This is a genomic window from Tumebacillus lipolyticus, from assembly GCF_042682745.1.
GTDB lineage: Bacteria > Bacillota > Bacilli > Tumebacillales > Tumebacillaceae > Tumebacillus_A > Tumebacillus_A lipolyticus.
Map to the genome: position 1 here is coordinate 812,380 of NZ_JBHUIO010000005.1, position 26,436 is coordinate 838,815.

The window sequence follows — 26,436 nt, forward strand, 5'->3', positions numbered from 1 at the left end:
AAGAAGACTCAAGCGATGCTTTTACTTCGCCTGGTATCTCTAGTATGCCGATCGCCCCGAATCGATAGACTGCAAAAAGGTTGTCACCCCTGCTAGTTTTTCATCTTCAAGACAATCTCTCTCAGCTTGGCCTCATCATATTTCCAGTAGGAGATGCCGTACACGTCCAAGAACGTCCCCGGCACCGTCTGCGTCGTAAAGCTCGCCTCTTCGCCCTGCAAGGCGGTCGCAAGCTTGCCCATCTCCGAGATCGACATGTCGGTGCGGAGCGAATCGCTCATCTGGCGCAGCGAGCTCATCCAGTCGAGCACGTTGGTCGCCCGCATGCGGGCCATGTAGGCTTCCACAAATCGCTGCTGCCGCTGCACCCGGGCGATGTCGCCCATCTCCTCGTGGCGAAAGCGCACCACCGTCAGCGCCTCTTTGCCGTTCAATTGCTTTTTGCCCGGGCTGAGCTTCACCGTGCCCTCCGGGTCGAACAGCTCCTTGTCCACCTCAAACTCCACGCCGCCGATCGCATCGATCCCCTTCGCAAACCCTTGAAAGTCGAGCATCAGGTAGCGGTCGATCGGCAGGCCGGTCAGCTCCTGCACCGTCTGCTTCAGGCGATCCATCCCGCCGATCGCATAGGCGGCGTTGATCTTCTCCATCCCGGTCGGCAACTGCACCCGCGTATCGCGAGGGATGGAGAGCAGCGAAGCTTTCTTCTTGGTCGTGTCGATGCGCGCCAAGATCAGCGTGTCGGTGTTCATGCCAAGTCGCCTGAGCTCTTCCGGCGAATTGGGATCGCGATCGATTCCGATCAACAGCACATGGATCGGCTTGTCATCCGCCAAGGGGGCTTGCGAATCGACGCGATCGATCACCTTGCGCTCAAGAAAAAAACCGTAGCCAGCAAGCCCGACCAAACTCATCACCACCAGGAACAGCAGGCTGATGAGCAGCAGTCGTCCGACGCGAAGCTTCCGTTTCGGCTTCGGCTTCGGCACTTGCTTCACTTGTTTGCTAAATGTCTTCCCCTGATAGGCCATCTTGCTTCCATCCCTCGCAACCGCGCACTGCGCACCAGAATACAAAGAGGCACTGCGAAGGTCTCACAGCGCCTGTTCTCATTGTCTATTGAATGGTGTACGTACCGCGCACCATCACATACGGATCGTTGGCAACCGCCTTGATTCCACGCCCGTCATTCCGCGGGACGAGGATCATGTGGTTGGTCGGCACCGGCGCGTCTGCTGCGAGGTCTGTCGCCCCCGTCACGTCTGACAGCCCGCCGGAGCTGGAGGCGATCGCCGTCGCGCTGCCGGAGCGCACGATGATCTCCGTGCCCTCTCCGCCCTTGAGCGTCTGCCCGGTCTTCAGCTGAATCACCTTAAACGTATCGACACCGGAGACGGGAGTCGTGCTGCCGCCACCCGGATTGCCACCCGGATTGCTACCTCCGGAACCGAGACCTGCGATCTTCGCGTCGACATAGCTCTTCGTCACGATCGGATCGTCGGCCGAACCTGGTGTGGAGTTGCTGTCAGCCTTCCCGATCTGGCCGATCATCACCCCGACTGCGAGCGTCAAAACCATGGTTCCAAAAAAGGCGATGCGTCTCTTCATCTCTGTGAGTCCTCCATCCACTGACCATTCTTAAGTCCCTCACTTCGACAAAAAAAGCTCATCTCCTGCCCTTTCTGACCCATTTTTTAGCGTTTTACGCGGTTTTTGTCGCGCAGGACGGTGATCACAAAGCGCGGCAACACGAGCTGTCGACGCCAGCGGCTCGGCTGTGAAAGCAGGCGGTACAGCCATTCGAGCCGCAGTCGCTGCCAGACCTTCGGCGCCCGCTTGACCGTGCCGGCGAAGATGTCGATCACGCCGCCGATCCCGATCATCACCGCCGCGCCGAGCTCCGCTTTGTGGTCGCTGATAAACAGCTCCTGCCTCGGCATGCCGAGGCCGACCAGCAAGAGCGACGGGCCGAACGATCTGATCTCCTCCACCACCTCGGCCGTCTGCTCCTCCTGGAAATAGCCGTCTCGACCGGCGATGCGCAGGTCGGGGTGCTTCTGCTGCAACCTTTCGAGCGCCAGGCGGTTGGAAGCGGGCGTCGCGCCCAGCAAAAAGACGCCGAGCCCGCTCTGCTCCGCGTGTGCGATCAGCGCTTCTGACAGCTCAGCGCCCGTGACGCGCTCGCGGAGCTTCGTTCCGTAATACTGCGAAGCCCAGACGGCGCCGATGCCGTCCGGGGTCACGATGTCAGCCTGATGCAACAGGCGCATCACCGTCTGATCCTCCTGAGCGATCATGATGATCTCCGGGTTGGCTGTGATGATATGGTGGGGCGCCGCCCCTTCTGTCATCGCCCGCTTGAGACGATCGATCGTCTCAGCGAACGAACTCGTGGAAAAAGGCACACCTAATATGTTGACCATCTATGCATTCCCTCGCCTCAATTGTTCCAAGACAGCTTGGACTCGCCTGCGCTCCGCATCGCTGACAAAAAAGTACCACAGCTTATCTCGCTGTGCGATGCGGTTGACGCCTTCGATCTTCAGCGTCTTGATCTGCTCCGGTTGGTTGTAGGCATAGGACATGATCAGCCGCACCCATTCGCGCGGCGGAACGTCTGTCTGCACATGTTCGCCGACGATTTCCGCCAAGCGAAACATGCGCGCCCAATTGTCCGGTTTGCCGCCTTGTTGAATCATAGCACGAATCACCTGCTGTTGTCTGCGCATCCGTCCGGTGTCAGCTTCGCTGTCGCTGCGAAAGCGGGCGTAGTCGAGGGCGAGCTTTCCGGTCGACAGCTGCTGTCCTTTGCGCAGATGAATCGAGGTCCCATCCGCCGCATCCTCGTAGTCCATCGACTTCTCCGCCTGCAAGTTCAGGCCGCCGATCTCATCGATCACCTTGCGAAACCCTTCAAAGTCGACGATCATCGTGTGGTCGATCGGCACGCGCAAAAAATCTTGCACGGTGCGCCTCAGCAGCGGAAGCCCGCCATAGCTCATCGCGTGGTTGATCTTCGTGTACCCGTGTCCGGCGACCTGCACATACGTGTCTCGCGGGATCGACATCAGGTGCACATCGCCGCCGAGCTCCGGCACGGTGGCGAGCAGGATCGTATCGGCGCGCGCCCGCTCCCCTTTGTGGCGAGAGTCGACGCCGAGCAACAGGAAGGTCTCCACCCGCTTCGACAGCACGGTCTGGCGCGCAGCGCCCGAGCGATGCGACGGGGCGGGCAGGAGCGACGCTTGCATCTGCCGCTCCGGCTGTAGCTCCGGCTGCTTCGCGCTCGTCCCGCGCCGCTCGTCCGCCGCTTCCGATGCGCCTTTTTTCAGAGGGGCAGGAGCCTCGCGACCGCCTGCCGCTCCGTCCGGCTGCTCCCCCGCGCCATCTGCGCGGTACGGCGAAGCGCTCGGCTCGTATATTTGTTCCGCCACCCGGTAAAGCTTGTAAAATCCGCCGAGCGAAGCAGCAAACAGGATGCATAGCAGGACCCAGCTGGCTACCCAAAGTCGTTTTCGATTCGGACTCATCCTGTTCATTCTGCCACTGCCCCTTTGCCTTGTCGTCCCCCCTAGTATGCAAACCTCGCCACCCGCATACCCAAGCAGGTTTTTCCACCGGCCGCGCAGGCGACCGCAAGCCAAGAGGTTACCCTTTCCAACAGGGTGGCAAGCTGATATACTAGTTCTGTATTTTCAGGCGTGTTCAGCATTGATGCAGGCGCCCGAATCAGGTAAGGAAGTGACAAGCTATGCCTCGCATTCTGGTATCTGGCTACTACGGATTTGACAATCTAGGCGACGACACCGTCCTGTACGGCATCATGTCGAGCATCCGCAAAAGACAACCTGATGCGGAGATCATCGTTCTTTCCAACCAGCCTGACCGCACAGAAGCACTTTTCGGCATTAAAGCGGTAAATCGCTGGAATTTTGCGGTGATCATCCGCGAACTGCTGAAGTGTGACATGCTGGTCATGGGCGGCGGCAGTCTGTTGCAGGACGTGACAGGCGGACGCAGCATCTTCTACTATCTAGGCATCTGCAAGCTGGCGCAGTTCATCGGCAAGCCGATCGTCTTTTACGGACAAGGCATCGGACCGATCACCAAGCCGTTTTCTGAAAACTTGATTCGCCGCGTGGTCAACCAAGTCAACCTGATCACCGTGCGTGATGAAAAATCCCGTCAGGACCTTTTGCAATACGGCGTGACCAAGCCGGAGATCTACGTGACGGCAGACCCGGCGTTCGCCATCGACCCGGAGATGTTTTCAAAAGACGCCGGGGCGAAGCTGCTCAAGGAGTTTGGCGTGAAGACTCGCTATCTGGGCGGGTTTAAAAAAGTGGCGGGCATCGCGATCCGCAACTGGCCTTCCAACGAGACCTACTATCGGGTGCTGGCCGAAAACGCAGATGCGCTCGTGCGGGATGGGTGGCAGGTGGTGTTCATCCCGATGCAATACCCGGGCGACGTGGGCGCGTCACAGCGCGTGCTGTCCCACATGAAGGAGCGAGCGGTGCTGCTCAACCGCCAGTTCTCGTTCCGCGACATCGCCAACATCATCGCCAACACCGACCTGATCATCGGGATGCGCTTGCACTCGTTGATCTTGGCCGCTCACTGTGGCGTTCCGTTCGTCTCGCTCTCCTACGATCCGAAGATCGATCGCTTCGTGCAGCGGGTCGGATACGACTATGAGATCGATTCGGTGGTCAGCGTGACCTATGACAGCTTGCGCGCCCGCATCCTCGACTGCATCGAGAACCTGGAGCACTACCAGGTGATGATGCGCCCGCATGTCGAAGCGTTGCGCCAAGAGGCGGAGACCAGCGGAGAGCTGGCCGTCGGGCTGCTCGGCAAGCGAAAAAACCAGCCGCAACGCGCATGAGCGCAGCTGCAGGCTGGTTTTTTATTGCCATCTGATCTAGCGAATCGTCTTCACGCTGACCACTTCGATGCCGAGCATGCGGTTGTCCTCCAGAAAATGGCTATCCGCGTCCAGATCGGTCTTCCACATGCCGAGGAGCGAATACTCGCCAAACGCGTCGAGCAGCGTGACCCCCCCGTAGACCACCACCATATCCTCCTCCTGCACCGGAATGTTCGGTTCAAACGTCAGAAAGACGACCTCTTCCATCGGATACTCCTCTGGGATGGTCTCCTCGATCTTAACCCCTTCGATTCGACCATCTTTGAAGATGCGCAGCGTATGCTCCCCCGCTGACAGGCGGAATTTCGACCACCCTTTCGCATCTTGTCCGAGCAGCGCGAAGGTGCCCGCATGCTCGCCCGTCACGCGCAGGGTGAGCTCGACGCCTTGGTTCTGCAGGTTGAGCTCCTTCTGCAGCGCACCGGAGAAGCGGTGCTCAAACTCGCTCAGCGACAGGGCGAACGCCTGCTCGAAGAGCTGCGCCCGATCACCGCCCTGCTTGGCGCGATTCAGGTAGGCGATCAGCTTGTCCTTCCCAAACTGTCCGATCAGCGATCGAACGGCGAGATAGTCCTGGTATTCCAGATTGTACGGTGCATCGTTGAGCGCTTCGAACTTGGCGTTGTTATCGAGGATCAGCGGCACGTAATCCCCTTCTGCCATCGCTCCCAACACCTCAGCCCGACACTGGCCGTCCATGCTGCTGCGCAACACGCTCGGCGCGCCCTGATACCCGATGTCCAGCCCGATCTGCCACGCCATCCCCTCGTTGATCCAGTTGGGGATCGGCATCCGATGTTGGCTGAACGCGGAATGCACCAGCTCATGGGTGATCGTGCTCACCCGCTCTCTCGCCGAGGACAGCTTGTAGAGCGGCAAGGCGATCCGATTGCCATAGGACAGACCGTTCGACCAGTCGACCAGTTGGTCCGCCTCCCACCCTGTCGCGTTCATCTTCTCCAAGATCGTCTTGCGGTAGCCCTCATCGCTGTTGCTCAGATAGATCCAGACGGGCAATTCAAACGAGACGCCCGTGTTCTGCGCCACGTGCTGCATGATGCCGAGGCGGTCGATCTCCGCCTTCAGCGCCGAGACCTGACCTTCGCGCAAGGCCGAGTCGCTGCCGATCACGCGGACGGTCGGCGCTCCCTGCGTTTTGATCGTCACCTTGCCTTGACCGTCCCATTTGACATCATTGCCAAACGACTCACCGACAAAGCGCGCCGGAACCATCGTCCGCCCGCCGATCAGCTGTGCGGGCGCGCCGAGCGCGACCGTTCGTGACCCGACTGTCGCCACTTCCTTGCCGATCGTCAGCCGCACGACGACTCCATCCTTTTTGCCTACCGCCGTCTGCGTCGCCGCTTCCCACGTTACATCTGCGCCGACGCTCTCAAAGATCGTCCGCATCGGCACGAGGACAGTTCCGCCTTTGTTGAGCGGCTGCACATCGAACGGCAGCTTCTCCCCATCCACATAGACATCAGGCCGCTCATTCGTGCCCGCCTGTGCCGTCCCATCGCCCATAATGATAAGAAAAGTCAGATAGATCAGTGTAAAAAATCCAATCTTCTTCCAAATATTCGACATCTTTCCACTCTCCCTCTCTACCATCCTACCTGCTCTCGATGGAAAAATGCAAGAGTCTGGGGGAAGAGAGAGCCTCAGGATGTGGCCGTGCATAAAAAAAGAGCCTGTCCAGCAGGCTCTTTCGCTCAGGGCATATACGTTTTGCGCTTGAGAAAGAAAATGAAAATGCCGATCAATACGCCGAGCCAGAGGGTGACGAGGCGGATCAGCAGGGTGATCGAAACGGCAGTCCCTTTGGCCAGCCCGAAGTAGAGGAACATCCCGGTCATGCTGCCTTCGGCGATGCCGAGCCCGCCGGGCAACATCGACAATGCGCCCGCCACCGTGCCCAGCGAGAAGATAAACACGACGTGCAAAAGCGACAGATCGAGGCCGAGGTTGACGATCAGCACATACAGCGAGATGCACTCCATAAACCAAGCGATCACCGACAGCAGGGTTGCGAACGAGAGCGCCTTAAAGCGGAGCAGTTCATACGTGCTCTCATAAAGCGTCAACAGGCTGTCTTTGCGCTTCTGGAAAAAGGAGATCTTCGCCAGCCGATCGATCAGCCAGAGCGAGATCGACCGCGACTGCAGGATCACCGTGATCGCCAGCAGCCCGGCGAGCACGATCAAAAAGGCGAGCGTGCCATAGGCGAACAGCGAGACGCCGGCACCGACCAAGCAGAGCATCGCGAACAGATCGGTCAGACGATCGGCAAAGACGGCGGGGGCGGAGCGCGCCATCTCGACACCCGCCCTGTTTTTCAACAGGTACGATTTTAACAGCTCGCCCACCTTGCCCGGCGTGATCGACATCGACAGCCCGATAAAATGGATGTTGAGCGAGTCTTTCCAAGGCACTTCGATCTTCAGCACCTTCAGAAAGTATTGCCATTTCAAAAAGCGCACAAAATAGGAAGCGAGCGTTGTCGCGATGGCGAGCAGATAGGTCGGCACTGAGATCGAGAAGATCACATCCTTGACCTCGCGCACGTCACCCCAGAAGAAGAACAGGACGGAGACCACCACTCCGATCATCAGGCCGGTGATGATTCTTGACGTGAGCTTGTTCGCGTTCATCGATCAATCTCCCCGCCTATAAGTTCAAGCGCTTGAAGATGCGCTCCGGGACCGCTTTGATGATCATCATGATGTAGCGCCAGAAAAACGGAGTGTACGCCACATCGGCCCGCTTTTTGATCCGCTTGTAGATCGTCCGCGCCACATCCTCCGGCTTGGCGACCAGAAACATGCCCTCTTGGCCGTAGGTCATCTTCGTATCGACAAAGCCAGGCTTCACCGTCAGCACGCTGACGTTCGACTTGCTCAGGCGGTTGCGCAGGCCCTGCACGTACAGCGACAGGCCGCCTTTTGCCGAGCCGTACATGAAGTTGCTCTGGCGGCCGCGATCCCCGGCGACGGAGGACAGCACGCAGAGAAAGCCTTCTTTGCGCGCCTCAAAATAGTTGGCAGCCAGATTTAAGACCGAGACGGCGGAGAGGAAGTTGGTCTCGATCACCAAGCGCGCCTCCTGAAACTCGTTTTCGGCCAGCTTCTGATCGCCGAGATAGCCATAGGCGAGCACCACCCCGTCGATCTCCCCCACCGCTTCGACGCATCCGGCAAAAAAGTCGGCATGGCCCTCATAGTCGAGCGCGTCAAACGGGTGAACGGTCGCCCGCACCTCGTGGCGGATCGAAATATCCTGCGCGATGCGCTTCAGCTCCTCCAGATCGCGCCCGGCGAGCAATAGGTTGTGCTGCTGCTCAGCAAACTGATAGGCGAGCGCCTTGGCGATGCCAGACGTCGCCCCCAAGATCAGTACGTTTTTCATCGTCACCCCTCCACAATTTGGAGTCTCCTCGCTTGCGAAGAGGAAAACCGATTGTTCGGATCGACAGTCGCCTTGATCTCCTGAAATCGAGGTAATGTCGGGTACATCTGCGCGAACACGTCTGGTGCCGCCTCCGAATCTTTCGCCAGATAGACACGCCCGCCATGCGCAAGCACCAGTTGGTCGAGCTCGCGCAAAAACGGAAACAACCCCGCATCATGAATCGGGATGTCCAGCGCCAGCGTGTACCCTTTGAAGGGAAAGGAGAGCAGACCGCCATTTTGCGGTCCAGAGCTTTTGAGCACCGCGAGGAACGAGGAGCGCCCCGAGCGGCTCAGCCGCTCCAACATCTGGGTCAGCCCCCGGTAGCTCGTCTCCGGCGGGAAGACCGCTTGGTATTGCACAAATCCGCGTTTGCCATAGGCGCGGTTCCAGTTGTGAATCCGATCGAGCGGGTAGAAGAACGAGTCGTAATCGACGATCTTGCCCCGCTCGTCCTTGTAAGAGTTGTAGTAGGTGAAGTTGAACGCCTTGATCGACGCTTTGTTCAGCGCGAACGAGGGGAAGTTGAACGGCACGTTCAGCTTCTTCTTCCGCTTGATCCGCAGCGGATCGCCCTTTTTCACCTTCGAGCGCGGCGCATGGTTGCCGAGCATCAGCACCGATCGACCCAGCGAGCTTCCCGAGGCGAGGCAGTCGATCCAAGCGACCGAATATTGATAATCTTCGTTCGTCCGGGCGAACAGTTCAAACGCGTGTTCCAGGTTGCGCGCCTTGAGGTAATCCACCTCGATGTAGGCAGACTCGACGGGGATCAGCCGAAAGCGGGCGGTCAGGATGATCCCGGTCAGCCCGATCCCGCCGACCGTCGCGTGGAACAGGTCAGCATGCTCCTCGCGGGAACAGCGAACGATCTCACCGGAGGCGAGCAACAGCGTAAAGTCGAGCACATGCTCCGAAAAACAGCCGTCCACATGATGGTTCTTGCCGTGCACGTCGTTGGCGATCGCGCCGCCGACGGTGACATACTTGGTGCCGGGCGTCACCGGCAGGAACCAACCCCGGTGCAGAAAATGGTCGATGATCTCCTCAAACGACACGCCCGCCTCACATTCCAAAACGCCCGTCTGTTCATCAAAATGCAAAAAGCGCGCAAACTGCGTGTGCAACAGTACGCCTGCGCGCAGGTTGAGGGCCGTGTCGCCATAGGAGCGACCCAAGCCGCGCGAGATGTAGCTCGGCTGTGCACCGCTCTCGATCAGCTTGGCGATCTCCTGCACCTTGTCCGGCCGGTAGAGGTTGCAGACCTCCACCGGATAGTTGCCCCATCCGGCGATGGTGCTTTCCTTCTGCTTGATCATAATCTTGTCCCCCACGAATTACTTAAAGTACTTCAAGATGATGACGACAGCCAGCCCGTAGAGCAGCACAGTGACCAGCAAGTGCTTGTCCTGGAAGATGTCGCGCTCCGGCTTGCCGCCCTTCTGCTCCATGAAGATCAGGTACAGATAGCGGAAGATCCCATAGATGACCAGCGGGATCGTCCACATCAGATGGATCGTTCGACCGGAGGTGAACGTGAACAACGCATAGCTCATGATCGTCGCCGTCACCACGATCGAGTTCAGCTGATTGAGCAGCTCAGGCGAGTAGCTGTCCAGCACTTTGCGATGCGACCCTTTGTTCTGCTCCAACAGATACAGCTCATGTCGACGCTTGGAGATCGCCAAGAACAGGGCGAGCAGCATCGTGCAGAGCAAAAACCACGGCGTAAACGGCACGTCGATCACCAGCGCACCGCCGATCGCCCGCAGGACAAACCCGGAGGCGATGATCATCACGTCGATGATCACCACATGCTTGAGCTTGAACGAATAGGCGACGTTGATCACAAAATAGACGAACAGCAGCACGCCGAACAGCCACTCCAAGTACAGCGCCCAAACGATCGACACCACCAAGAGCACCGCGCCGAACGACAGCGCCAAATAGGGTGAGAGCGCACCGGAGGCCATCGGGCGATGGCGCTTCTCCGGGTGCTGGCGATCCGCCTCGCGATCGACAAAATCATTGAGGATGTAGACACATCCTGAGACGAAGCAAAACAGGAAGAATCCGATCACCGAACGAAGCAGCAGATCGACATTCGCCACTTGAAACGAAAAGATCAGTGCAGCAAAGACCAGCAAATTTTTCGTCCACTGCTTCGGACGAAGCTGTTGGAACAGCAATATCAACACGTTCGAGTCGGCTCGAACTGCCTCTTGCTTCAAAACGACACCTCCAAGATCATTCGACAGAGAGCGATCCGCTCTTCTTCACGCCGCGCCAGATGCTGTTCGCAGCGAAGACGGCGCAGAAGGCGAGCAGAAACAGCACCGGGAAGTTGTAGCGCGCCTGCCCTTCGAACACAAAGTAGATCAGGATGAAAAAGCTGATGTTCAGCGTCGGCAGGAGCAGGGTGTTGGACAGCTTGGCGCTGCGGGAGAACAGACTGCGCAGCGCCGCCACGACGCCTGCGCCGACAAACAGGAAGGAAAGCGTGCTCATCGCATAGATCAGCACATCTGCCACCGCTCGGAACGCCTTGATGTTGCGCTCAAGCTCCTTCGTCCAGCTCGGATGCTCTGGATACCAATCGTTCATCGCCCAGCTCTGCACGTCCCACGCGCCGCTGAAGAAGGTCGCTTGCAGGCGCAGCAGCCCGAGCTTGGCAAATTCGAGCGGATGCGCCAGAATCCACCGCTTTCCTTCCGCTTTTAACAACGGGTCGAGCTCATGGGCAAGCTTCTCACTCCGCTTGCCATGCTCCAGAATCTGATCGATCTGGCTGCGCAGCTCTGGCGATGCGGCCGCATCTTTCAGGGGCATCCAACCCCCTGTAACATTATTGGCATTGTTGTTCAGGTATAAAACATAGCCAGAATTATAGGAGACCGGAATCAGCCGGTCAAACTTTTGATAATTGCGAATCGTCCACGGTGCGACTGTCGCCGCCATGACCAACGAGACGGAGAGCAAAAAGACCAAAGAGCTGCGCAGATCTTTTTCCCGCAGGTAGTACACGGCGGCCGCCACCAGCGGATAGGCGAGAAAGACCGGCTTGGTCAGCGCCGCAAGCCCGATGAAGATGCCGAGCAGCGGGATGCGCACATAGCGGTTGAAGCGATACAGTTGCAAAAAGATCACCGCTGCGAACAGGAAGGCGAGAAACACCTCTGCGCCGATCACGTTCACATAGGCGATATAGTTCGGCAAAAAAGCGACCAGCGCGTATGCCCCGAGCGCCAATTTGCGCGAAGAGGTCAGCGCGCGGAAGATCGGATAGACCAACAGCAGCGTACAGGTGGACAAGAGCAGGTTAAACCATCTGCCCGCCTCGACGCTCGTCGTGCCGACCAGCTTATAGAAGATGCCCAGAGCGGTCGGATAGCCCATGCCTTGGAAGGCGATCGCTTCCCCTTGGTACGTATGACCGTACCCGTTGGCGATGTTCGCCGCAATCTCTTGATAGGTCAGAAAGTCGAAGATCGGCGTGCTCGGTACATTTTTCATCCAGATGATGCGGAAAAGGACCGCTACGAGGGTGATGATCAGAAACGAGATCAGCTCGTAATTCGGTCGCTTGCGAGAAATAGTCGTCATGGATACAGTCCTTTTTCTTACTATTTTACTCAATGATACTAGATTCGGCAAAAAAAATCGCCGAGAAAAGTCTCTCGGACGATCATATCAGCGATTATTCAGAAGAAAAGAGAGCAGCGGCACAATCGTGTCACCCGACACTGTGATTCACCGATTGTGGCGATTTTCAGTGCGCCAAGAACTATTCCTGGACAGGAAATGTGATCGAATCATCTTGGACGCCGCCCACGACGAGTGTGGTCGTAGACACTCCGTTTGGAATGTAAGCGCTTAAGAGAAAGACGCTTACCGCCAAGACGGGGAGAACGGAAAAGAGTACTCTTCTCACAGATAAAGCCCCCTCACTCTTAGTCCTTTCCTCATGATGAAAGTCATCTTTTGCATGTACTCGCTCGCTTTGTCAAGCTCTTCACGAGCTTCATAAATGCTTACGATATTAGAATAACACTTAGAAGCCTCCACGAGCAAGCCGTATTTTTCAAAAAGTTCGACAGAACTTAACATATACTCTAATGCCCGCTCGTAATTTTGAAGTTCTTGATACATCACGCCGAGCGTGCGGTAGACGAACGCCCGCTCGCGATCCTCTTTTCCGAGCAGTTCCAACGAGCGGAAGCACCATTTTTCCGCTTCTTGATAATCTTTTTTCCGGAAGTGAACGGTGCCGACCTCGCCGTAGACGTTCGCGACGAGCCCCGTTTCCCCCATTGCTTGGAACTCGTTAGCACACTCTTCGAACTGGGCGATCGATTCCTCGTAATTCCCGAGCTCGTACTGCAAGATCCCGTAGTTTTTCTTCGCCACCACTTCATCGTAGCGGTTGTTCACGCTGCGGAACATCGTGATCGCCGTGCGGGTGGTCTCCGCCGCCAGCGCATATTCCTGAATCTGGTAGTAAGCGGCAGCAAGCGCCGTGTAAGCACGTCCCATCTGCAACAGGTTCGGCGTGCCCTGATAGGCGACGACCGCCTTTTTGAAATATCCGATCGCTTCCTGTACCTCCCCCAGGTACGCAAGCGTTGCCGCATAGTTGTGATAGAGACCGCCGCGCGAGATGCTGTTCAGCGTCTCGCTCTTCGCCAGCTCCTTGAGCGCCTGTTGAAAATAGTGCTTCGCCATCACATAGTCATGCTGTTCCATCTTTGCGCGCCCCAACCAGCGCAACAGATCGACCGCTTGCGAACGGTCTTTGTCCAGCGCGACCTCCTCCAGCATCGCTTCGAGCAGGCGCGTCGCCTTCTCGAACTCTTTCGCGTAAATGTATGCCGAGGCGAGCTCTTTGCGCACTTCGGTGCGATCGACAGAAGGTTCGTCAGACAAGCCTTCGAGCACTTGGATCGCCTTGTCATACTGCTTCGCCGAGATCAGCGACTTGGCCAGCTTATGACGAGTGTCATGCTCCAGCTTATCTTGCATATCCATCAAGAATTGATCGATCGGCACATCGAGCTTGCGCGAGATCCCCTCCAACAGCTTGAACGAAGGATTCGCCTTGTCGCTTTCGATCTGGGAGATCATGCTCGGGGTGACCAGACCCTCAGCCAGCTCGGTTTGCGTGATCCCCTTTCTCATGCGCCATTCCCGTATCTTCTGTCCTAGCGTTTTATTCATATCCGTTCCTCCCCCAGGCGGTCTATCATTCACGAAGTAGTTTACTTAACGTTAATCTTATACGATGCATACGATAAATAAAAGTATATAATGCGTATTCTGCCCACATTTTCGAAAGGCAATTCGATTTTACACAAAATCGAATTGCTCTTTTCGTCGTTTTATTAATGACAGCCCATACCCGACGAGCAGCGGCAGGATCAAGAAGAAAATGCCCGATGCCACCTGTACGGCCTCTCCGGAGAGCAGCAGTGGAATACACATCAAGATCGTATCAAAGACGACGTGTGCCATGATCACCGTCTCCAATCCGTAGCGCAAGAAGCAATAACCGATGATCACCCCAAAGATCGTCAGTTCGATAAAGCGCGTGTAGATCGGATAGATCGGATACAGCGTATGGCCGAGCGCCCAGATCATCGCCGGAAGCAGCGTGGCGATAAACGCATACTTGACGTAGCGCTTCAAGAAGGTGACCCCGAACAGTCGGTAGGTGATCTCCTCCTGAATCCCCGCCAGCCACGCCATCAGCGGAAACAGTGCCGGCACCCACATGTTGGCGGGCGACATCGACAAATCGTTTTCATACCAGACGCCGAAAAACGTCTCGCCCACAAAGTAGAAGACCCCTTGAAACCCGAGCCAAGCGAAGGCGAGCAGAAAGCCCCGCTTGGTCGCCAAGCGCATCCGCTCACTCCACTCCGGGTCTTTGAACGACATCCACAGGTTGTGGTCGACCTCGCGCGTGAGCATTCCCCCGGTCAGCGTCAGCACGTAGTTGCCCGCTCCGAACAGGATCGAGATGAACACCACGACCGCGATGGCGATCGCGCCGAAGATCATGACGCCAAACAGACCGCCTCCGCCCTGCAGCGTCTGCGCCTCCAAGATCGGCCACTGGTTGATGTTGCTAAAGGCGAAGAACGCCGTGACGATCAAGGACAGCCACAAGCTCGACCAGTAGGGTCGCTTCTGCTTGATCAAAAACAGGAAGACAAAGGCGCAGACGAGGAGCAAAAAGGAGAACAGCGCGCTCACGCCGGTCAAGATCCCCGCGTACAACTTCTGCTTGCTGTGCCACGTGTCGAAAGAGGCCGGAACGTAGTAGGACGATTCGACGAGCGATGCGTGCTCGCCCTCGACCGTCACGTGATAGTACAAGCTGAGCTCGCCCACTTCAAACTCTTTCGCCTTCCAGGAGAAGCGATACTCACTGCCCGACGACAGGAGCCGCACCCCCGTTTGGCTCAAGCTTTCAAACTCAAACTCGCCTTCCAGGTCGTAAAGATCTTCTTCGACCACCCCAGCGAGCGCTTTCAGATCGACGCCGAGCTTGATCAGCGCAGCCTGCGCCTTTTGGAGCGCTTCCTCCTTGCTGATGATCACATCTGTCGGTTCCACTCGTTCATATCCGACCACCTTGCCGGTGACCAGATCGTGGTTCGTCTCATAGCGAATATCGCGCTCGCTCAGCTCTTGCGGATAAAAGGTGACATGCCAATAGGTGATCGGCGCCTCTTGCGGTGCCGAAGCTGCAAACGAGTCGCGCAAATCTTCCTTCCCAAGGTAGCCATCGACAGACTCAGCGCTCTGCATCACCGCGCTGCTCTTCATCTGCTCGACATTGACACCCGCCTCTGTCCAGCTTTGCTTGGCGAGCTCCACCGCTTCCTCGCGGGAGATCATCTTCCACTCTTGGGCAGCGAACATGTCCTTCCACGAAAATACAAAATAAAGCACGAGCCCTAAAATCCCAACGATCCACAGCCAGCGATCCGTTCGTTTTCGAGCGCCCATGCGTCCACCTCCCTGCAAACAATTCCATCACTTTCCTCCGTCTAGCATCTCAAGGTCCTGCCCAATTGTCAAATCACAGCACTTTGTACTGGATGGCGAGCTCTTCCAACCACCAGCCGATCAAAAACACCGCCGCGAAGATGCAGAGGGCTCGACGCCTGCTTCTGCCCAGCTCCCCGAGCACAAAGGCGGCAAGCAAGATCACAAAAGGCATCGCGGGCAATTGGTAGCGCGTCTGAACGAAGAAAAACGAGATCGCGCCGAGAAAATAGCCGGCGACGAGCGTGGGAAAAAGCGCATTTCGCTCCTTCCACAGCGCGAAAAATGCCCCGATCAGCCCGAGCGACATCAGCGTCCATTGGTAGCGGGCGTAAAAGTTATCGGAGAAAATTTTAATCCAATTCCATTTATAGGTGGATGCAAGCCAGTCATTTTGCGCGGAGAGGTACATTTTGAAGCGCATCCAGGTCAATTCGGCAAACTCTTTCGGGTGAGCGACAATCCATGCTTTCGCCCCTCGCTTCATGATCCGGTCCGCCTCAGCGTCCGTTCGGTTCCCGCGCATCGCTTCCTTATAGGCGGGCACCCCATAGATCGCCTCGGTAAAAAAGCCGTTTGCCCGATCGTTGTTGCCGATCAACAGGTTGAGCCCCGACGTGGTGTCGATCAGCACCCACTCGTGCTGCTCCGCATAGTTGCGGATCGTCCACGGCGCGATCACCACGATCATCACCAGCACCATCAGGCCGAGGTGCAGCCAGGTCGCTCTGGGCAATCGCCACGTCTTTCGCTGCCAGAACAGCCAGATCAGGCAGAGGGCAGGCAACAGCAACGCGATCGAGCGAGTCAGCGCGGCAAGCCCGAACAGCCCGCCGGCCAGCAAGTACCAGCCCACCCTTCCCTCCTCTGCCCCGCACAAGAATGAATAGAGCGCGTAGAGGAACAGAAAGAGAAAGAGCGACTCGGTTAGCAGCACGCCCGAATATCCGATAAACGGGAGATAGAGCGCGGCGAGCAACAGGGCGAGCAAGGCGACCTTCGCCTCGAACAGCCTGCGACCGATCAGATAGATCGCATACAGCGTCGCCACCGAGAGCAGCGCCTGTACCCCATAGACCAGCCGATACTTGTGACCGAACAGTTCGTACAGGCTGGCGAGAAACATCACATAGCCGGGTGCCCGATAGGTGGCACCATGTCGCTCTCCAGTGACAAACGTTCCCTCTTCCACCAAGCGCAAAGCCCGCTGATCATAATCTTGCATGTCGGAGATCGGCGTCACTTCCAACTTTGCAATATAGTCGAGCCGAATCCAGAGCGAAACGAGCAGGATGGCGATGATGAGCAAAGGAAGTCGCAACTGTTTGAACAATTGGCTCCACTCCATTCCAGTCCAGAAATTCTGGGATCAGCGCCACCGCCTCTTTCTTCTTATATGTTGCCAAGCTGTAAATCATCCCAGACTTTTCAGTATGGCCTTATTTCCTCGGAAATAAAAAACGCACCTTGTGACAGGTGCGTGTCGAAATGCCGAAATGCGTATGGTTTAGTCGACGTGCAAGGTGATTGCTGTGTCAGATTGTCGCACACCACCACCAAGAATCAGATCGAACGCTGCGGTCGACAGGTAGCTGACGCCACCTTGCAAGCGAACCGCCCCGTTCAGATCGGCGCGCTTCCCATCGAGGAACAGCTGGCCGCTGCCCAGCTCTACCCGCACCTGCCGCTGCTCCAGTTGAAACTCGACGGAGGAGGTCTGCTGCACCCAGTTCACCTCTGAGCCTAGCGCTTCGACCACATAGCGAAGGGGCAAGTATTGCTGTTGACCGACTCGTAGCACGGTGGGCATGTCGAGCAACTTCGTCCCGTTCAAGTCCCCCCACCCACCGCTCGGATAGAGGGTCAACGTCTGCTTGCGCCCGGGGAACAAATATTGCATCCCTGCGTTGAGGAAGATTTCTGGCGCTGTCAGCCGAATATCGGGGGTCAGGCCGACGAGGTGGTTCGTCGTGCCGTCGCTGAACTCCCATTTGTCCACCGACAGCTTGAGCACCCCACCATCTGGCATCGGCATCAGCTCTTGCATCGTGCCTTTGCCATACGTTTGCGCGCCGATCAGCACGGCGCGACCGTTCTTTTGCAGAGCGCCTGCGAGAATCTCGGAGGCGCTGGCGGTGTGCTGATCGACGAGCACCGCCAGCGGAAGATCGAAGCTCTCCTCATCCGCTTGCAACTCGATGCGCTGCTCACCCTCATGGATGACGATCATCGTACCTGCCGCAAGAAAGCTGTCGGCGACCGTCAGCGCGGAGTGGACATACCCGCCGCCGTTGCCGCGCAGGTCGAGCAGGATGCCTTTTGGCGAAGTCGCCGCAATCTTTTGGTACGCTTTGTGAAACTCGCCGCTCGTCTCGGAGGCGAAGGAGAGAATCCGCAGATAGCCAACCCCATTGCCCGAATCTTTCGACAGCACGGTCGGCAAGGAGATCGTCTTGCGGGTGATGGCGACCTGTTTCGACGCTTCAGTCCCCCGGCGGATCGTCAGCACGACTTGCGTGCCCGCCTTGCCCCGGATCTTCGCGCTCACCTTGTCGATCGGCTCGCCGATCACGCTCTTACCATCGACGGCGAGGATGCGATCTCCTACCTGAAGCCCTGCTTCCTCCGCCGCAGAGCCGGAGTAGATCTCGGTGATCATGATCTCCCCCGCCTTGGTCGCCTGCAGCGCACTGCCGAGGCCGGCAAACTCCTGTTCGATCGCCTGCTCCAGCTGTTCATACTCGGCGGTAGTTAAATAGGAAGAGAACGGATCGTTCAACACCTGGAGCATCCCTTCGATCGCCCCGCGCAACACCGCTTCTTGATCAGGATGCGAATAATGGCTTTCCACGATTCGGGAATAAATTTCCAGCAGCGTGCTGGCGTTCTGATCGGATACTTCTCTCTGTGCGGCGCTCACCGATCCGCCTAGCAGGGTCAGACTGAGCGCCGTCGCGATCAGAACTCGTTTCCATCGCATGCAAAAACCCCCTTTCCCAATTCTTTCGAGCTGGGAAGGGGGTTTCCTGCTGCTGCGATTTCCTGCTGCGAGGAACTACAGGCGTTTCAGCTTGCGCATCACTTTATCGGCGATAATCGCCGCATCCGCACGGTTCAAGAACGAGTGCGGGTCGAAGCGGAAGGTCTGCTTTTTCTGGTCGCCCGTCAACTGGTTCGGACGCCCGACGATAATGCCTTCCTTCGCGACTGCGGTGATCGAAGTGATCGCATAGAAGTCGACCGTGTTCGCGTCGGTGAACAACTTCTGCAAGTTGCCCTTTTCCTTATCCGGATCAGGGTTCAGCTTGAGGTTCATCGCCCGCGCGATCATGACGGCCGCCTGCTCGCGGGTCAAGCTCTGGTTCGGGCCGAAGATGCGTGGGCCCATGCCGCGGATGATCCCGCGCTTGACTGCCGTCTCAATGTAGCGGTAGTCGTACAGCGCACCCGGAATCGCCACGTTTGGCACATCGTCAAACGTCAGGTTGTTCGGGTCGTAGGACAGCGGCAGATCGAGCATCTTGACCATCATCGTCGCGAACTCGCCGCGGGTGATGTTGTCATAGACGCCAAACTCATTGTTGTTTTTCGGCAACATCACGCCTTTGGAGAACATCGCCTCCAATTGGTTGCGGCCATATGGATGACCGATGATGTCGTTGAAAGAATACGCGTCATAGAAGACCGCATAGTAGCCAAAGCCGTCGAAGGAAGCGGTGACCGTCTTCTTGCTCACATCGACGACGCCGCCGAGGTTTTTCCACGTGTTGTTGTGGAAGCGCCAGACGGACAGCTTCGGTGCGACCACATCGCGGATGTCCCCTTCATATTTCAGCGTGATCGTTCCGCGCTGCGACGGCTCCATCCACTTGTTGATCGTGCGGGTGTAGAACTCATAGCCGTTCATGTACGGATGCTGGCCGTTGATCGTCTTCCACTCGTTCAGAGTGGACGTGTCGAAGTAGCCTGCATCGATCCAGAACAGTTTGGACGCATACCCGAAGTGCGCCGGAACGGACAGCAGATTGACTGCGATGTCCATCGGCTGCACGTCGCGGATCGTGCCGTCCTCATTGTACTTCTTCACCGTACGACCGTCGGAGCGGTCGGCGATACCAAACAGGATCTGCTGCGAGTCGAACAGATCGATCGTCTGCGAGTCCTGACCTGGCGTGGTGTTCGCCTGACGGAGCAGCGTGTTCTTCGGCAGAGTGACAGTCAGATCGCTGTTGAACACTTTGACCGAGCCGCTCTTCGGAATGGTGGTCTTAAACTGACCGCCCGTCGTGTTGGAAGCCGCATAGTTGACTTCAAACTCGCCGTCGAGCTTCTGCGTGCCGCGGTACACGGTGAACTTCACCTTGTTGATGCCCGCTTTCAGGTTGTTCAGCTCATAGCGGAAGATGTCGTTCGCATCTTTGCGCATCTCCGCTTTGCCGATCAACACTTTGTCAGCGCCTTCCGCTTGAACAGCAATTTCGAGGAAGTTCTGGTTGATCACCCGCTCGTTCGGCAATTTCGGCGAGAGGATGACAAACGGGGACAATTCGCGCGTGATCTGCAGGGTCGACGAGACGCTCGCGCTGTCGAGGTTCGCCTGCACGGTGATCGAGCGCACGCCGGTGCGCGGCAGCTGATGCTTCGGAATCCGCATCAGATACTTGCGTTCCAGCGGATCGCTTGAGTCGATGCGCAACAGCAGCGGATCATCGGAGACGAGGTTGCCCGACGCATCGTTCGAGGCGGTCACATATTGAACGCCATCGATGGTGACGACCACCTTGTCCACGTTTTGCACGGTGAACAGGACGTCCGTCTCCTTCTCGTTGGTCACAAATTGCAGGGTGCCCGTGTTTTTAAACTTCAGGTTCGGGTCATCGATCTGCGGGGAGAGCGGATCGTGCGGAACCGGCTTCAGCCCGTTGATGACCGGAACATGTTCGGAAAACAGGTAGATCGACAGGTTGGTTGTGACCGGAACGCCATTCGCCACCCCGGAGAGGGTCAATTGGTTCGGCCCGTTGACCAACTTCATGTCGTTCGGCACGACGAAGGTGAAGTTGCCTTGCGCGTCGATCGTCGTCGCCGGTGCCAGATGGTCGATCAGGCGCACCGAGCGGCCGTTGATCTTGATCTGGACGGACGCTTGGTCCGGGTTGCCCGCCGTGTTGTTGAAGTTGACCAGACGACCTTTGATCGTGGTGAACTTCTTCGGGTTGTTCTCATCGGCCGGGTAGGTACCGTTCTCGTTGAACACCTTGCTGTTGAACAGGTTGTTCAGCTGAATGAACGGAGCCGGGACATAGTTGACGTTGACCGACTTGGTCTCCGTGCCGCCAGCCGAGGTGACGGAGACGGTCAGCGTCTGCTCGCCAGCCGGCATGTTGTTGATCTTAAACGCGACATCTCCGTTCGACGTCTTCTTCTTGTCATAGCTGAAGACGGACGCCGGGAGCTGTGCCCCGTTTTGCGTCGAGGTCAGCGTCACGCTGTTGATGTCAAACGTATTTTCGATCTTCGCTTCCAGCCAGATCGGCAGTTCGAAGATCGTCGAGTTCGGCGCAAAGATCGTGCTGGAATCATAGACGACCGTCGCCGGATCGAGATCGCGAACGTTGTAGATCTGGTTCAGCTCCGAGATGTAAGCGGTGTTCGCGTTGCGGTAGCTGAAGACGATCGGATAGTTGGAGCCCTGCGTGCCGTACGAGCCGCGCACGCGGATCTGATACTGCCCGTTCGCCGAGATGTTCAGATCGGTGTCGGACGTGTACGAGAAGATCGTGTGGCCCGGATCGGTGCTCACCTTGGTCGTCGTCGCTGTGAACGTCGTCGGGAGCGTGTTGGTGCCCTCGTACAGCTCCAGAGTCAACGTCGGGTTGGGAGGATTGGTCGCGTCAGTCGCGAAGACGATCTTCCCGGAGATGCGCCCGGTGAGCGCGCCGCCCGTGTTCGGGCCGACTGTCGGGTTGCCCTCCAGCAAGACCGGGTTCGGGGTTCCCGCCCCGTTGACGACCGACGTGTCATACGCGGTCGGATAGCCGTTAAAATAGACGAGCTGACGATTGAGCGAATAGGTCATCGTCGCGTTGCTGGCGACGATCGCCAGCGAGTTGAGACCCGGTTGCAAGTTCAGATCGGACACGATGAACGAGTTCTCGCCTGCCGCGTAGGCCAGCGTCCCGTTGACCGTCACGCGATCTGCGTTCGGTGCTTTCAGCATGAGCACAGTAGTCGGAGATGTGACGATCAGCGGCTTGCCCGCCTCCAGCACGCGTCCGTCTACCAGCTTGATGTCATAAAGTACAGGTACATTCGAAAAGTTGACATAGCAGACACCCGGCACTTGGTTGCCGCTCGGGTTGGTCCCGAAGACGGTGATCTTGTTCAAGCCCTGGAACAGTTCGACCGACAGGAACTTAAACGTGTTGCCGTTCTCGATGATCGGGTTGACACCCGTTCCTCGTGAGATGTTGACCACCTGTCCATTGACTATCTGCTCGACCTGATAGGTGATCGAGTTGGCTGACACGCCGTTAAACGAGCCGACAAGCTGCACCACATTGGTGTTGACCTGTGTCGGGTCTGCCGCGTTGGTCGAAAAGTTGGTAAAGCGGAAATATTGCGCATCCGCTTCTGCCGACCCAACGGGCAACAACGTGAGCACCATTGCTAACACCATGATCAGACTGAGCAACTTTCGTTGCAATGGCTTCACCCTTGTTTCCTCCCTTGCACGATTTTTCATGTGATAACAGATTTCGACAAGTGAGGGAAGACTCCTTCCGCGTTGCGATTGCAGTTCTTGACAATTGGTAGAAGTTCGAATCTGCGGATATTCCCCCCTTTTTCTATATCGGTAGAAGTGCGGAAAAGTTTAGCATAGATTGCTAGAAATTGATGAAAGTTATTTTTGTTTGCTCCGCGATGCGATGGTAGTCAATTAATGACAACTCAGCTCCGCAAATATAAAAGCACCCCTTAACGGAGTGCTATCCATTACTCAAATGCGACCGTATAAGCTGAAAGGTCTGCGTTTTGCTTCAGCACTTGTTGAGGGCGCCATGCAAAAGTCCAGAATCGAGATTCTCCAAATTGAAGTGTCCCAAAGTCTTGCAGTCGAAATACACCATGCGCTACTTTGTCACCTGTCGCATCAATCAGGGAGAGGGGAACTCCCTCCATCGTGAACTCTTCCATCAGATCACGCCCATGTCGAATAAATACTTTCACAAAATATCCACCTTGAATCGTCCCCGCATCGATCGGGACAAAGTTTATCTCTCCAATACTGAGAGGTGGCAATGTATTTAGTTTAGACTGGAGATCGATCTTCTCCTGTTCCGAATACCTTGCTTCTTGTGCAGGTGTAAATCGCAGCACAGTATGAGGTAACACCGTTCCCGTTGTCGGAATGCTAGACTCGTCCACTTCCGGTTCAAGTTCATCCTGCACTGGTTTACTTCCACCAAACATCCTTGTAAAGATACTTTCTTTTTTCTGATCCATCTGTACACAGTGCCTCCTGAGAGTTCGTCCTTTCCATAGTGTAACTCAATATAGGGAAGAAAAAAAGAAAGAGTCCCTGTTGAGGGACTCTTTCTTTTAGTTATTTTCAAGGAATCCTTAGAGGATACCCACTGTTGCAGCAACACCTGTTGTTTCTGGAGCAGTTTCGTTCCCGTTCTTATCGAGAACTTTCTTGACCAGTGTAACAACCGGAGTGTTGGCTTTGTCTTCAAACGATTTGTTTGCAACATGGATTCTTACAGTCTTGTCGCTTGTGTAGGTAACATCCGTTACAGTGTATCCAGCGACTGTGAAGCTATCCAAACCAACAGAAGATTTCAGGATGTCTTCGGAGAAGGTTACATCGATTGCATCGATTTTACCATCCGGAGCATCGATTTCAGTAGTTACACGGCTCATGATCGTTGCAGCGATCTTATCTTCGATATCCGCCGCATCAATTGTGATCGTGTTGCCTACTCCTTGAATGCCAGCACCGTTAGCATTCAGCAGAGTACCACTGATCACGATGTCATCAGCATTCGACAAGTCGGTAGTCAGAGCTTGACCGTCTTGCAATTCAAGAGTTACGAGTGCACCATTCGTTTTACCACCATTGACCAACTTCAACTCATAGTAAGCGCGGCTTACTACAGCACCATTAATCTTGAAGGTGTTCGTATCAATTTTGGACAGCGGTTGCAGAACTTCGAAGGTGATCTTCTTCTTGCCAACAGCTTTAACATTCACGATGTCGTCGCTGTAGATACCGTCTTTCAGGATAGCAACTGCAGGAATCACTGTTTGCAGATCCTTCGTGTAGAGACCTTTGGAGTCGGAGACAGCACCAACGGTGAAGGAAGTGATATCTGCCAGAGTGATCGAAGAACCCAGAGTGATCACTGCAGTCATATTGTTGTCAGCAGCAGTTACAGTGGAGTTCTTCGGCAGCTCATGCACAGTTCCACCAGCAGTGTAGCGGTAAGCGCTGGTTGCAGTGATCGAGCCTGCGCCAACAGTGTTCATCGGCTTGCTGTAGGTTACGAAGATCTTGGAAACTTTGCCATCAGCAGAAGTAACAACTTTGATGGAATCGTTCACTTCCGGGTTGGTGGAGTCAACTACCGCAAAGTTCACAGTTACAGGGTCGATGACGTTCGCTACAGGAGCTGCGACGTCCTTCACTTTTTCGATGGTGACAGAGTAGTCGCCTTCAGCAAGACCGCCAGGGATGCTGATCTTGTAAGCGCCTTTAGCTGCGTCAAACACCGGTGCGTTTGTCGGGTGACCTGCACCGTCAATGCCGTTGACCGAAACAATCTTGCCATCTTTATCTTTGATGGTGTAGTTCAGGCCGTTGTCAGCACCAATCACCGTTTCGGAGTAGTGGACGAAGAGTTCGTTTTGACCGTTCGCTGTTACTTTAGTAACGGTAGGCTTCACAGTATCCAAGTTCAAGGTTCCGTTGAAGCTACCAACTGCGAAAGCGTTACCCCAAGCGTCTGCGATGACACCATCAGCAGCAGCAGCCGGGTTGTTGATGAAGAACGTGTTGACGCCAGTCGGCAGTACAACATCGAATACTACATCAAGTTGCGTATCGCTTACCGGCGTGATCGTGCCTTCGTACTGAGGTACTTTGTTGTAAACAGCGTAGATCGTTGCAGTAGCCGGCACTGTAACTTTTTCAGAGAACTTGAAGGTTGCCTTTGTTTTCAGCGTACCAGCGTCATCGACCAAAGTCACTTTGCTAACTTCAACAGTCGGTGCAGTGGTATCTTTTACAAAGTTGAATTTATGCTCGCCCGCTGCAACTTTCAACTCATTGTAACCAACTTGATCGCCGCTCACTTTCAAGGTGTGTTCGCCTTCAGTGAGGTTCGCAGCTACAGTCAACACAACCGAGTTGTCCTCATCGTTCGGTGCACCCGCGACTACCGAGTAAGTACCTCCATCCAGAGAGAAAGTACCTGCCGACTTGATCGGAGCAGAGAATTTAACTTTCAGCTCGTGCGGACCAGCTACTTCAACACCAGCTACGGTCGGAATAGCAGTATCGAACATCGTGACGTTAAGCTCTGCAGCATTAACTGCTTCGCCATTTGCCGCTTTAATATCAGCGACAGCCACGGTGTAAACATCTTGGTTTTTCGCTTCTTCATCCAGTACGATCAGTACGGATTTGCTGTCGTCTGCCACAACTACACTGCTGATGTCTTTCACATCCAAGCTGCCACCCGGACCAGTGATCGTGAAGTTAGCATCGGTTGCATCATCGATCGCGCCAGAGAAGTCAACTTTGATTTGTTTCAAGGACGGTGCGGTTACACCAGTTACTTCAACTGCGGTGGATGCCTCAGTGGAGATCTCTGCAGTTTTGCCGTTGTAAGTTACAGTGAAAGTGGTGCTTGCAGCCAGTTTCGCAACTTTTACAGTCGCCGACTTCTTGTCAGCAGACAGAGTTACGGACTGAACGCCTACAGAAGCGCCAGTAGCTTTCACTTTAACAGCTACATCAGCAGAAGTCAGGGACTCAAGCGCTTTGGTGAAGGAGAGTTCGATCGTCTCGTTGTCCTTCAGGGTAGCGCCTTTCAGTTGACCAACTGCGTACTCGTCCTGAACTTTCAGGAAGTTGGAAGCTACAACTGCAACTTGTTGACGCTCAGCGTTCGCTTGCGGGTTGAAGTTGTTGTTGTTGTCGCCGGACAGGAGCTTCGCTTCTACTGCGAACGCTACTGCATCTTTCGCCCAAGTGGAGATGGAGCCTGCATCTGCGAATTTCAGGTCAGCGCCTTTACCAGCTACGTCAACGCCCAGAGCGTTTACGAAGATGACTGCCATCGCTTCGCGAGTCAGGTTGGAGTTCAGACCGAACTTGCCGTTGCCTTCGCCGGACAGCAGACCAGCTTTTACAGCTGCTTCAACTGCTGCGAAAGAGTAGTGACCGGTCGGAACATCGGAGAAAGTTGCGGTAGCCGGAGCGTTGGTCAGATCCAGTTCCAGAGCTTTCGCCATGATGATCGCGAAGTCTTGGCGCTTGATGTTGCCAGTCGGGCGGAAGGTGTTGTCTTCGAAACCGTTGATGATACCCTTTTGAACCAGCTCAAGGATTGCGTCCTTCGCATAGTTGTTCGGGATGTCGGTCAGTTGCACGGAAGCGGATGCGACCGGTGCAACCATTGCGGATGCAACTGCAGTTGCAGCTACAGCAGCGGTAAACTTCTTGCCTTTGTTCACAGAGACTTCCTCCTTCTGATGGCGAGACTTGATCGAACTCTTCTTCGCAATCGCTGCAACAGTTCAGCGATTGCGACAGTTTTCTTCAAATCTCTCTTGTTAAAAAATTGTGTTTACCCTTGAGGTTTATAATTGCTCCTCCCGATCTCTGCAGATCGGCAGGCTGGCTAGCAAGTTGTGGTCCTGGTGGCGCCAGAACCACTCCCCGGCGAGGCTCTCATGACAGCCTCACGGCGGTTAAGTTTCTCAAGGGCTCGAGCCTA

Annotated in this window: 19 protein-coding genes; 1 reads left to right on the forward strand and 18 read right to left on the reverse strand. The window is 55.9% G+C overall.

All coding sequences use genetic code 11. From position 1 onward, the window contains the following. Positions 1-92 precede the first annotated feature (92 nt). The 4 genes from ACFSOY_RS09015 to ACFSOY_RS09030 form a co-directional block, all read right to left on the reverse strand. On the reverse strand, positions 93-1,031 hold the full coding sequence (locus ACFSOY_RS09015) for an LCP family protein (protein WP_386045824.1): 939 nt from the start codon (positions 1,029-1,031) through the stop codon (positions 93-95). Positions 1,032-1,116: 85 nt separating this feature from the next. Further along, positions 1,117-1,608 carry a hypothetical protein gene (locus ACFSOY_RS09020; protein ID WP_386045826.1) on the reverse strand — a complete coding sequence of 164 codons (492 nt, stop codon included), beginning with the start codon at positions 1,606-1,608 and terminating at the stop codon, positions 1,117-1,119. A gap of 86 nt (positions 1,609-1,694) precedes the next feature. Next, complete coding sequence (locus ACFSOY_RS09025; protein ID WP_386045828.1) at positions 1,695-2,423, reverse strand: WecB/TagA/CpsF family glycosyltransferase; 729 nt, start codon at positions 2,421-2,423, stop codon at positions 1,695-1,697. Further along, positions 2,424-3,539, reverse strand: coding sequence for an LCP family protein (locus ACFSOY_RS09030; protein ID WP_386045830.1), 1,116 nt, complete (start codon positions 3,537-3,539; stop codon positions 2,424-2,426). Between the two features lie 212 nt (positions 3,540-3,751). Between ACFSOY_RS09030 and csaB the strand changes: the two genes are divergently transcribed. Beyond that, entirely contained in the window at positions 3,752-4,888 is a 1,137-nt protein-coding gene (gene csaB / locus ACFSOY_RS09035; RefSeq protein WP_386045832.1) for a polysaccharide pyruvyl transferase CsaB, read from the forward strand. Between the two features lie 36 nt (positions 4,889-4,924). Here the strand turns inward: csaB and ACFSOY_RS09040 are convergent, their stop codons facing one another. The 14 genes from ACFSOY_RS09040 to ACFSOY_RS09105 form a co-directional block, all read right to left on the reverse strand. Continuing rightward, on the reverse strand, positions 4,925-6,520 hold the full coding sequence (locus tag ACFSOY_RS09040; RefSeq protein ID WP_386045834.1) for a copper amine oxidase N-terminal domain-containing protein: 1,596 nt from the start codon (positions 6,518-6,520) through the stop codon (positions 4,925-4,927). Positions 6,521-6,645: 125 nt separating this feature from the next. Continuing rightward, on the reverse strand, positions 6,646-7,584 hold the full coding sequence (locus ACFSOY_RS09045) for a lysylphosphatidylglycerol synthase transmembrane domain-containing protein (RefSeq protein ID WP_386045836.1): 939 nt from the start codon (positions 7,582-7,584) through the stop codon (positions 6,646-6,648). A 16-nt stretch (positions 7,585-7,600) separates the two neighbouring features. Further along, entirely contained in the window at positions 7,601-8,338 is a 738-nt protein-coding gene (locus tag ACFSOY_RS09050; protein WP_386045838.1) for an SDR family oxidoreductase, read from the reverse strand. 2 nt (positions 8,339-8,340) lie between these two features. Next, positions 8,341-9,699, reverse strand: a complete 1,359-nt coding sequence (locus tag ACFSOY_RS09055) for an FAD-binding protein (protein WP_386045839.1) — start codon at positions 9,697-9,699, stop codon at positions 8,341-8,343. 18 nt (positions 9,700-9,717) lie between these two features. Further along, entirely contained in the window at positions 9,718-10,611 is an 894-nt protein-coding gene (locus tag ACFSOY_RS09060; RefSeq protein WP_386045842.1) for a decaprenyl-phosphate phosphoribosyltransferase, read from the reverse strand. A gap of 16 nt (positions 10,612-10,627) precedes the next feature. Then, positions 10,628-11,983, reverse strand: coding sequence for a glycosyltransferase family 39 protein (locus ACFSOY_RS09065; RefSeq protein WP_386045844.1), 1,356 nt, complete (start codon positions 11,981-11,983; stop codon positions 10,628-10,630). 181 nt (positions 11,984-12,164) lie between these two features. Beyond that, complete coding sequence (locus ACFSOY_RS09070) at positions 12,165-12,311, reverse strand: hypothetical protein (protein WP_386045846.1); 147 nt, start codon at positions 12,309-12,311, stop codon at positions 12,165-12,167. Next, complete coding sequence (locus ACFSOY_RS09075; protein ID WP_386045848.1) at positions 12,308-13,594, reverse strand: tetratricopeptide repeat protein; 1,287 nt, start codon at positions 13,592-13,594, stop codon at positions 12,308-12,310. Before ACFSOY_RS09075 ends, ACFSOY_RS09070 begins: the two co-directional genes overlap by 4 nt. A 129-nt stretch (positions 13,595-13,723) precedes the next feature. After that, entirely contained in the window at positions 13,724-15,391 is a 1,668-nt protein-coding gene (locus ACFSOY_RS09080) for a CPBP family glutamic-type intramembrane protease (RefSeq protein ID WP_386045849.1), read from the reverse strand. Positions 15,392-15,464: 73 nt separating this feature from the next. Next, entirely contained in the window at positions 15,465-16,763 is a 1,299-nt protein-coding gene (locus ACFSOY_RS09085; RefSeq protein ID WP_386045851.1) for an ArnT family glycosyltransferase, read from the reverse strand. A 174-nt stretch (positions 16,764-16,937) separates the two neighbouring features. Further along, positions 16,938-18,410, reverse strand: coding sequence for a S41 family peptidase (locus ACFSOY_RS09090; RefSeq protein WP_386045853.1), 1,473 nt, complete (start codon positions 18,408-18,410; stop codon positions 16,938-16,940). A 75-nt stretch (positions 18,411-18,485) separates the two neighbouring features. Next, the gene (locus ACFSOY_RS09095) at positions 18,486-22,145 is read right to left on the reverse strand and encodes an S-layer homology domain-containing protein (protein ID WP_386045855.1); all 3,660 of its coding nucleotides are present in this window, start codon (positions 22,143-22,145) and stop codon (positions 18,486-18,488) included. 281 nt (positions 22,146-22,426) lie between these two features. Further along, positions 22,427-22,936 carry an SLAP domain-containing protein gene (locus ACFSOY_RS09100; RefSeq protein WP_386045856.1) on the reverse strand — a complete coding sequence of 170 codons (510 nt, stop codon included), beginning with the start codon at positions 22,934-22,936 and terminating at the stop codon, positions 22,427-22,429. A gap of 117 nt (positions 22,937-23,053) precedes the next feature. Further along, positions 23,054-26,173 carry an S-layer homology domain-containing protein gene (locus tag ACFSOY_RS09105; RefSeq protein ID WP_386045858.1) on the reverse strand — a complete coding sequence of 1,040 codons (3,120 nt, stop codon included), beginning with the start codon at positions 26,171-26,173 and terminating at the stop codon, positions 23,054-23,056. Positions 26,174-26,436 lie beyond the last annotated feature (263 nt).

Coding starts and splice junctions, on each gene's coding strand:
- ACFSOY_RS09015 (WP_386045824.1), bottom strand. CDS start 1,031: ATGGCCTATCAGGGGAAGACATTTAGCAAACAAGTGAAGCAAGTGCCG.
- ACFSOY_RS09020 (WP_386045826.1), bottom strand. CDS start 1,608: ATGAAGAGACGCATCGCCTTTTTTGGAACCATGGTTTTGACGCTCGCA.
- ACFSOY_RS09025 (WP_386045828.1), bottom strand. CDS start 2,423: ATGGTCAACATATTAGGTGTGCCTTTTTCCACGAGTTCGTTCGCTGAG.
- ACFSOY_RS09030 (WP_386045830.1), bottom strand. CDS start 3,539: ATGAACAGGATGAGTCCGAATCGAAAACGACTTTGGGTAGCCAGCTGG.
- csaB (WP_386045832.1), top strand. CDS start 3,752: ATGCCTCGCATTCTGGTATCTGGCTACTACGGATTTGACAATCTAGGC.
- ACFSOY_RS09040 (WP_386045834.1), bottom strand. CDS start 6,520: ATGTCGAATATTTGGAAGAAGATTGGATTTTTTACACTGATCTATCTG.
- ACFSOY_RS09045 (WP_386045836.1), bottom strand. CDS start 7,584: ATGAACGCGAACAAGCTCACGTCAAGAATCATCACCGGCCTGATGATC.
- ACFSOY_RS09050 (WP_386045838.1), bottom strand. CDS start 8,338: ATGAAAAACGTACTGATCTTGGGGGCGACGTCTGGCATCGCCAAGGCG.
- ACFSOY_RS09055 (WP_386045839.1), bottom strand. CDS start 9,699: ATGATCAAGCAGAAGGAAAGCACCATCGCCGGATGGGGCAACTATCCG.
- ACFSOY_RS09065 (WP_386045844.1), bottom strand. CDS start 11,983: ATGACGACTATTTCTCGCAAGCGACCGAATTACGAGCTGATCTCGTTT.
- ACFSOY_RS09075 (WP_386045848.1), bottom strand. CDS start 13,594: ATGAATAAAACGCTAGGACAGAAGATACGGGAATGGCGCATGAGAAAG.
- ACFSOY_RS09080 (WP_386045849.1), bottom strand. CDS start 15,391: ATGGGCGCTCGAAAACGAACGGATCGCTGGCTGTGGATCGTTGGGATT.
- ACFSOY_RS09090 (WP_386045853.1), bottom strand. CDS start 18,410: ATGCGATGGAAACGAGTTCTGATCGCGACGGCGCTCAGTCTGACCCTG.
- ACFSOY_RS09100 (WP_386045856.1), bottom strand. CDS start 22,936: ATGGATCAGAAAAAAGAAAGTATCTTTACAAGGATGTTTGGTGGAAGT.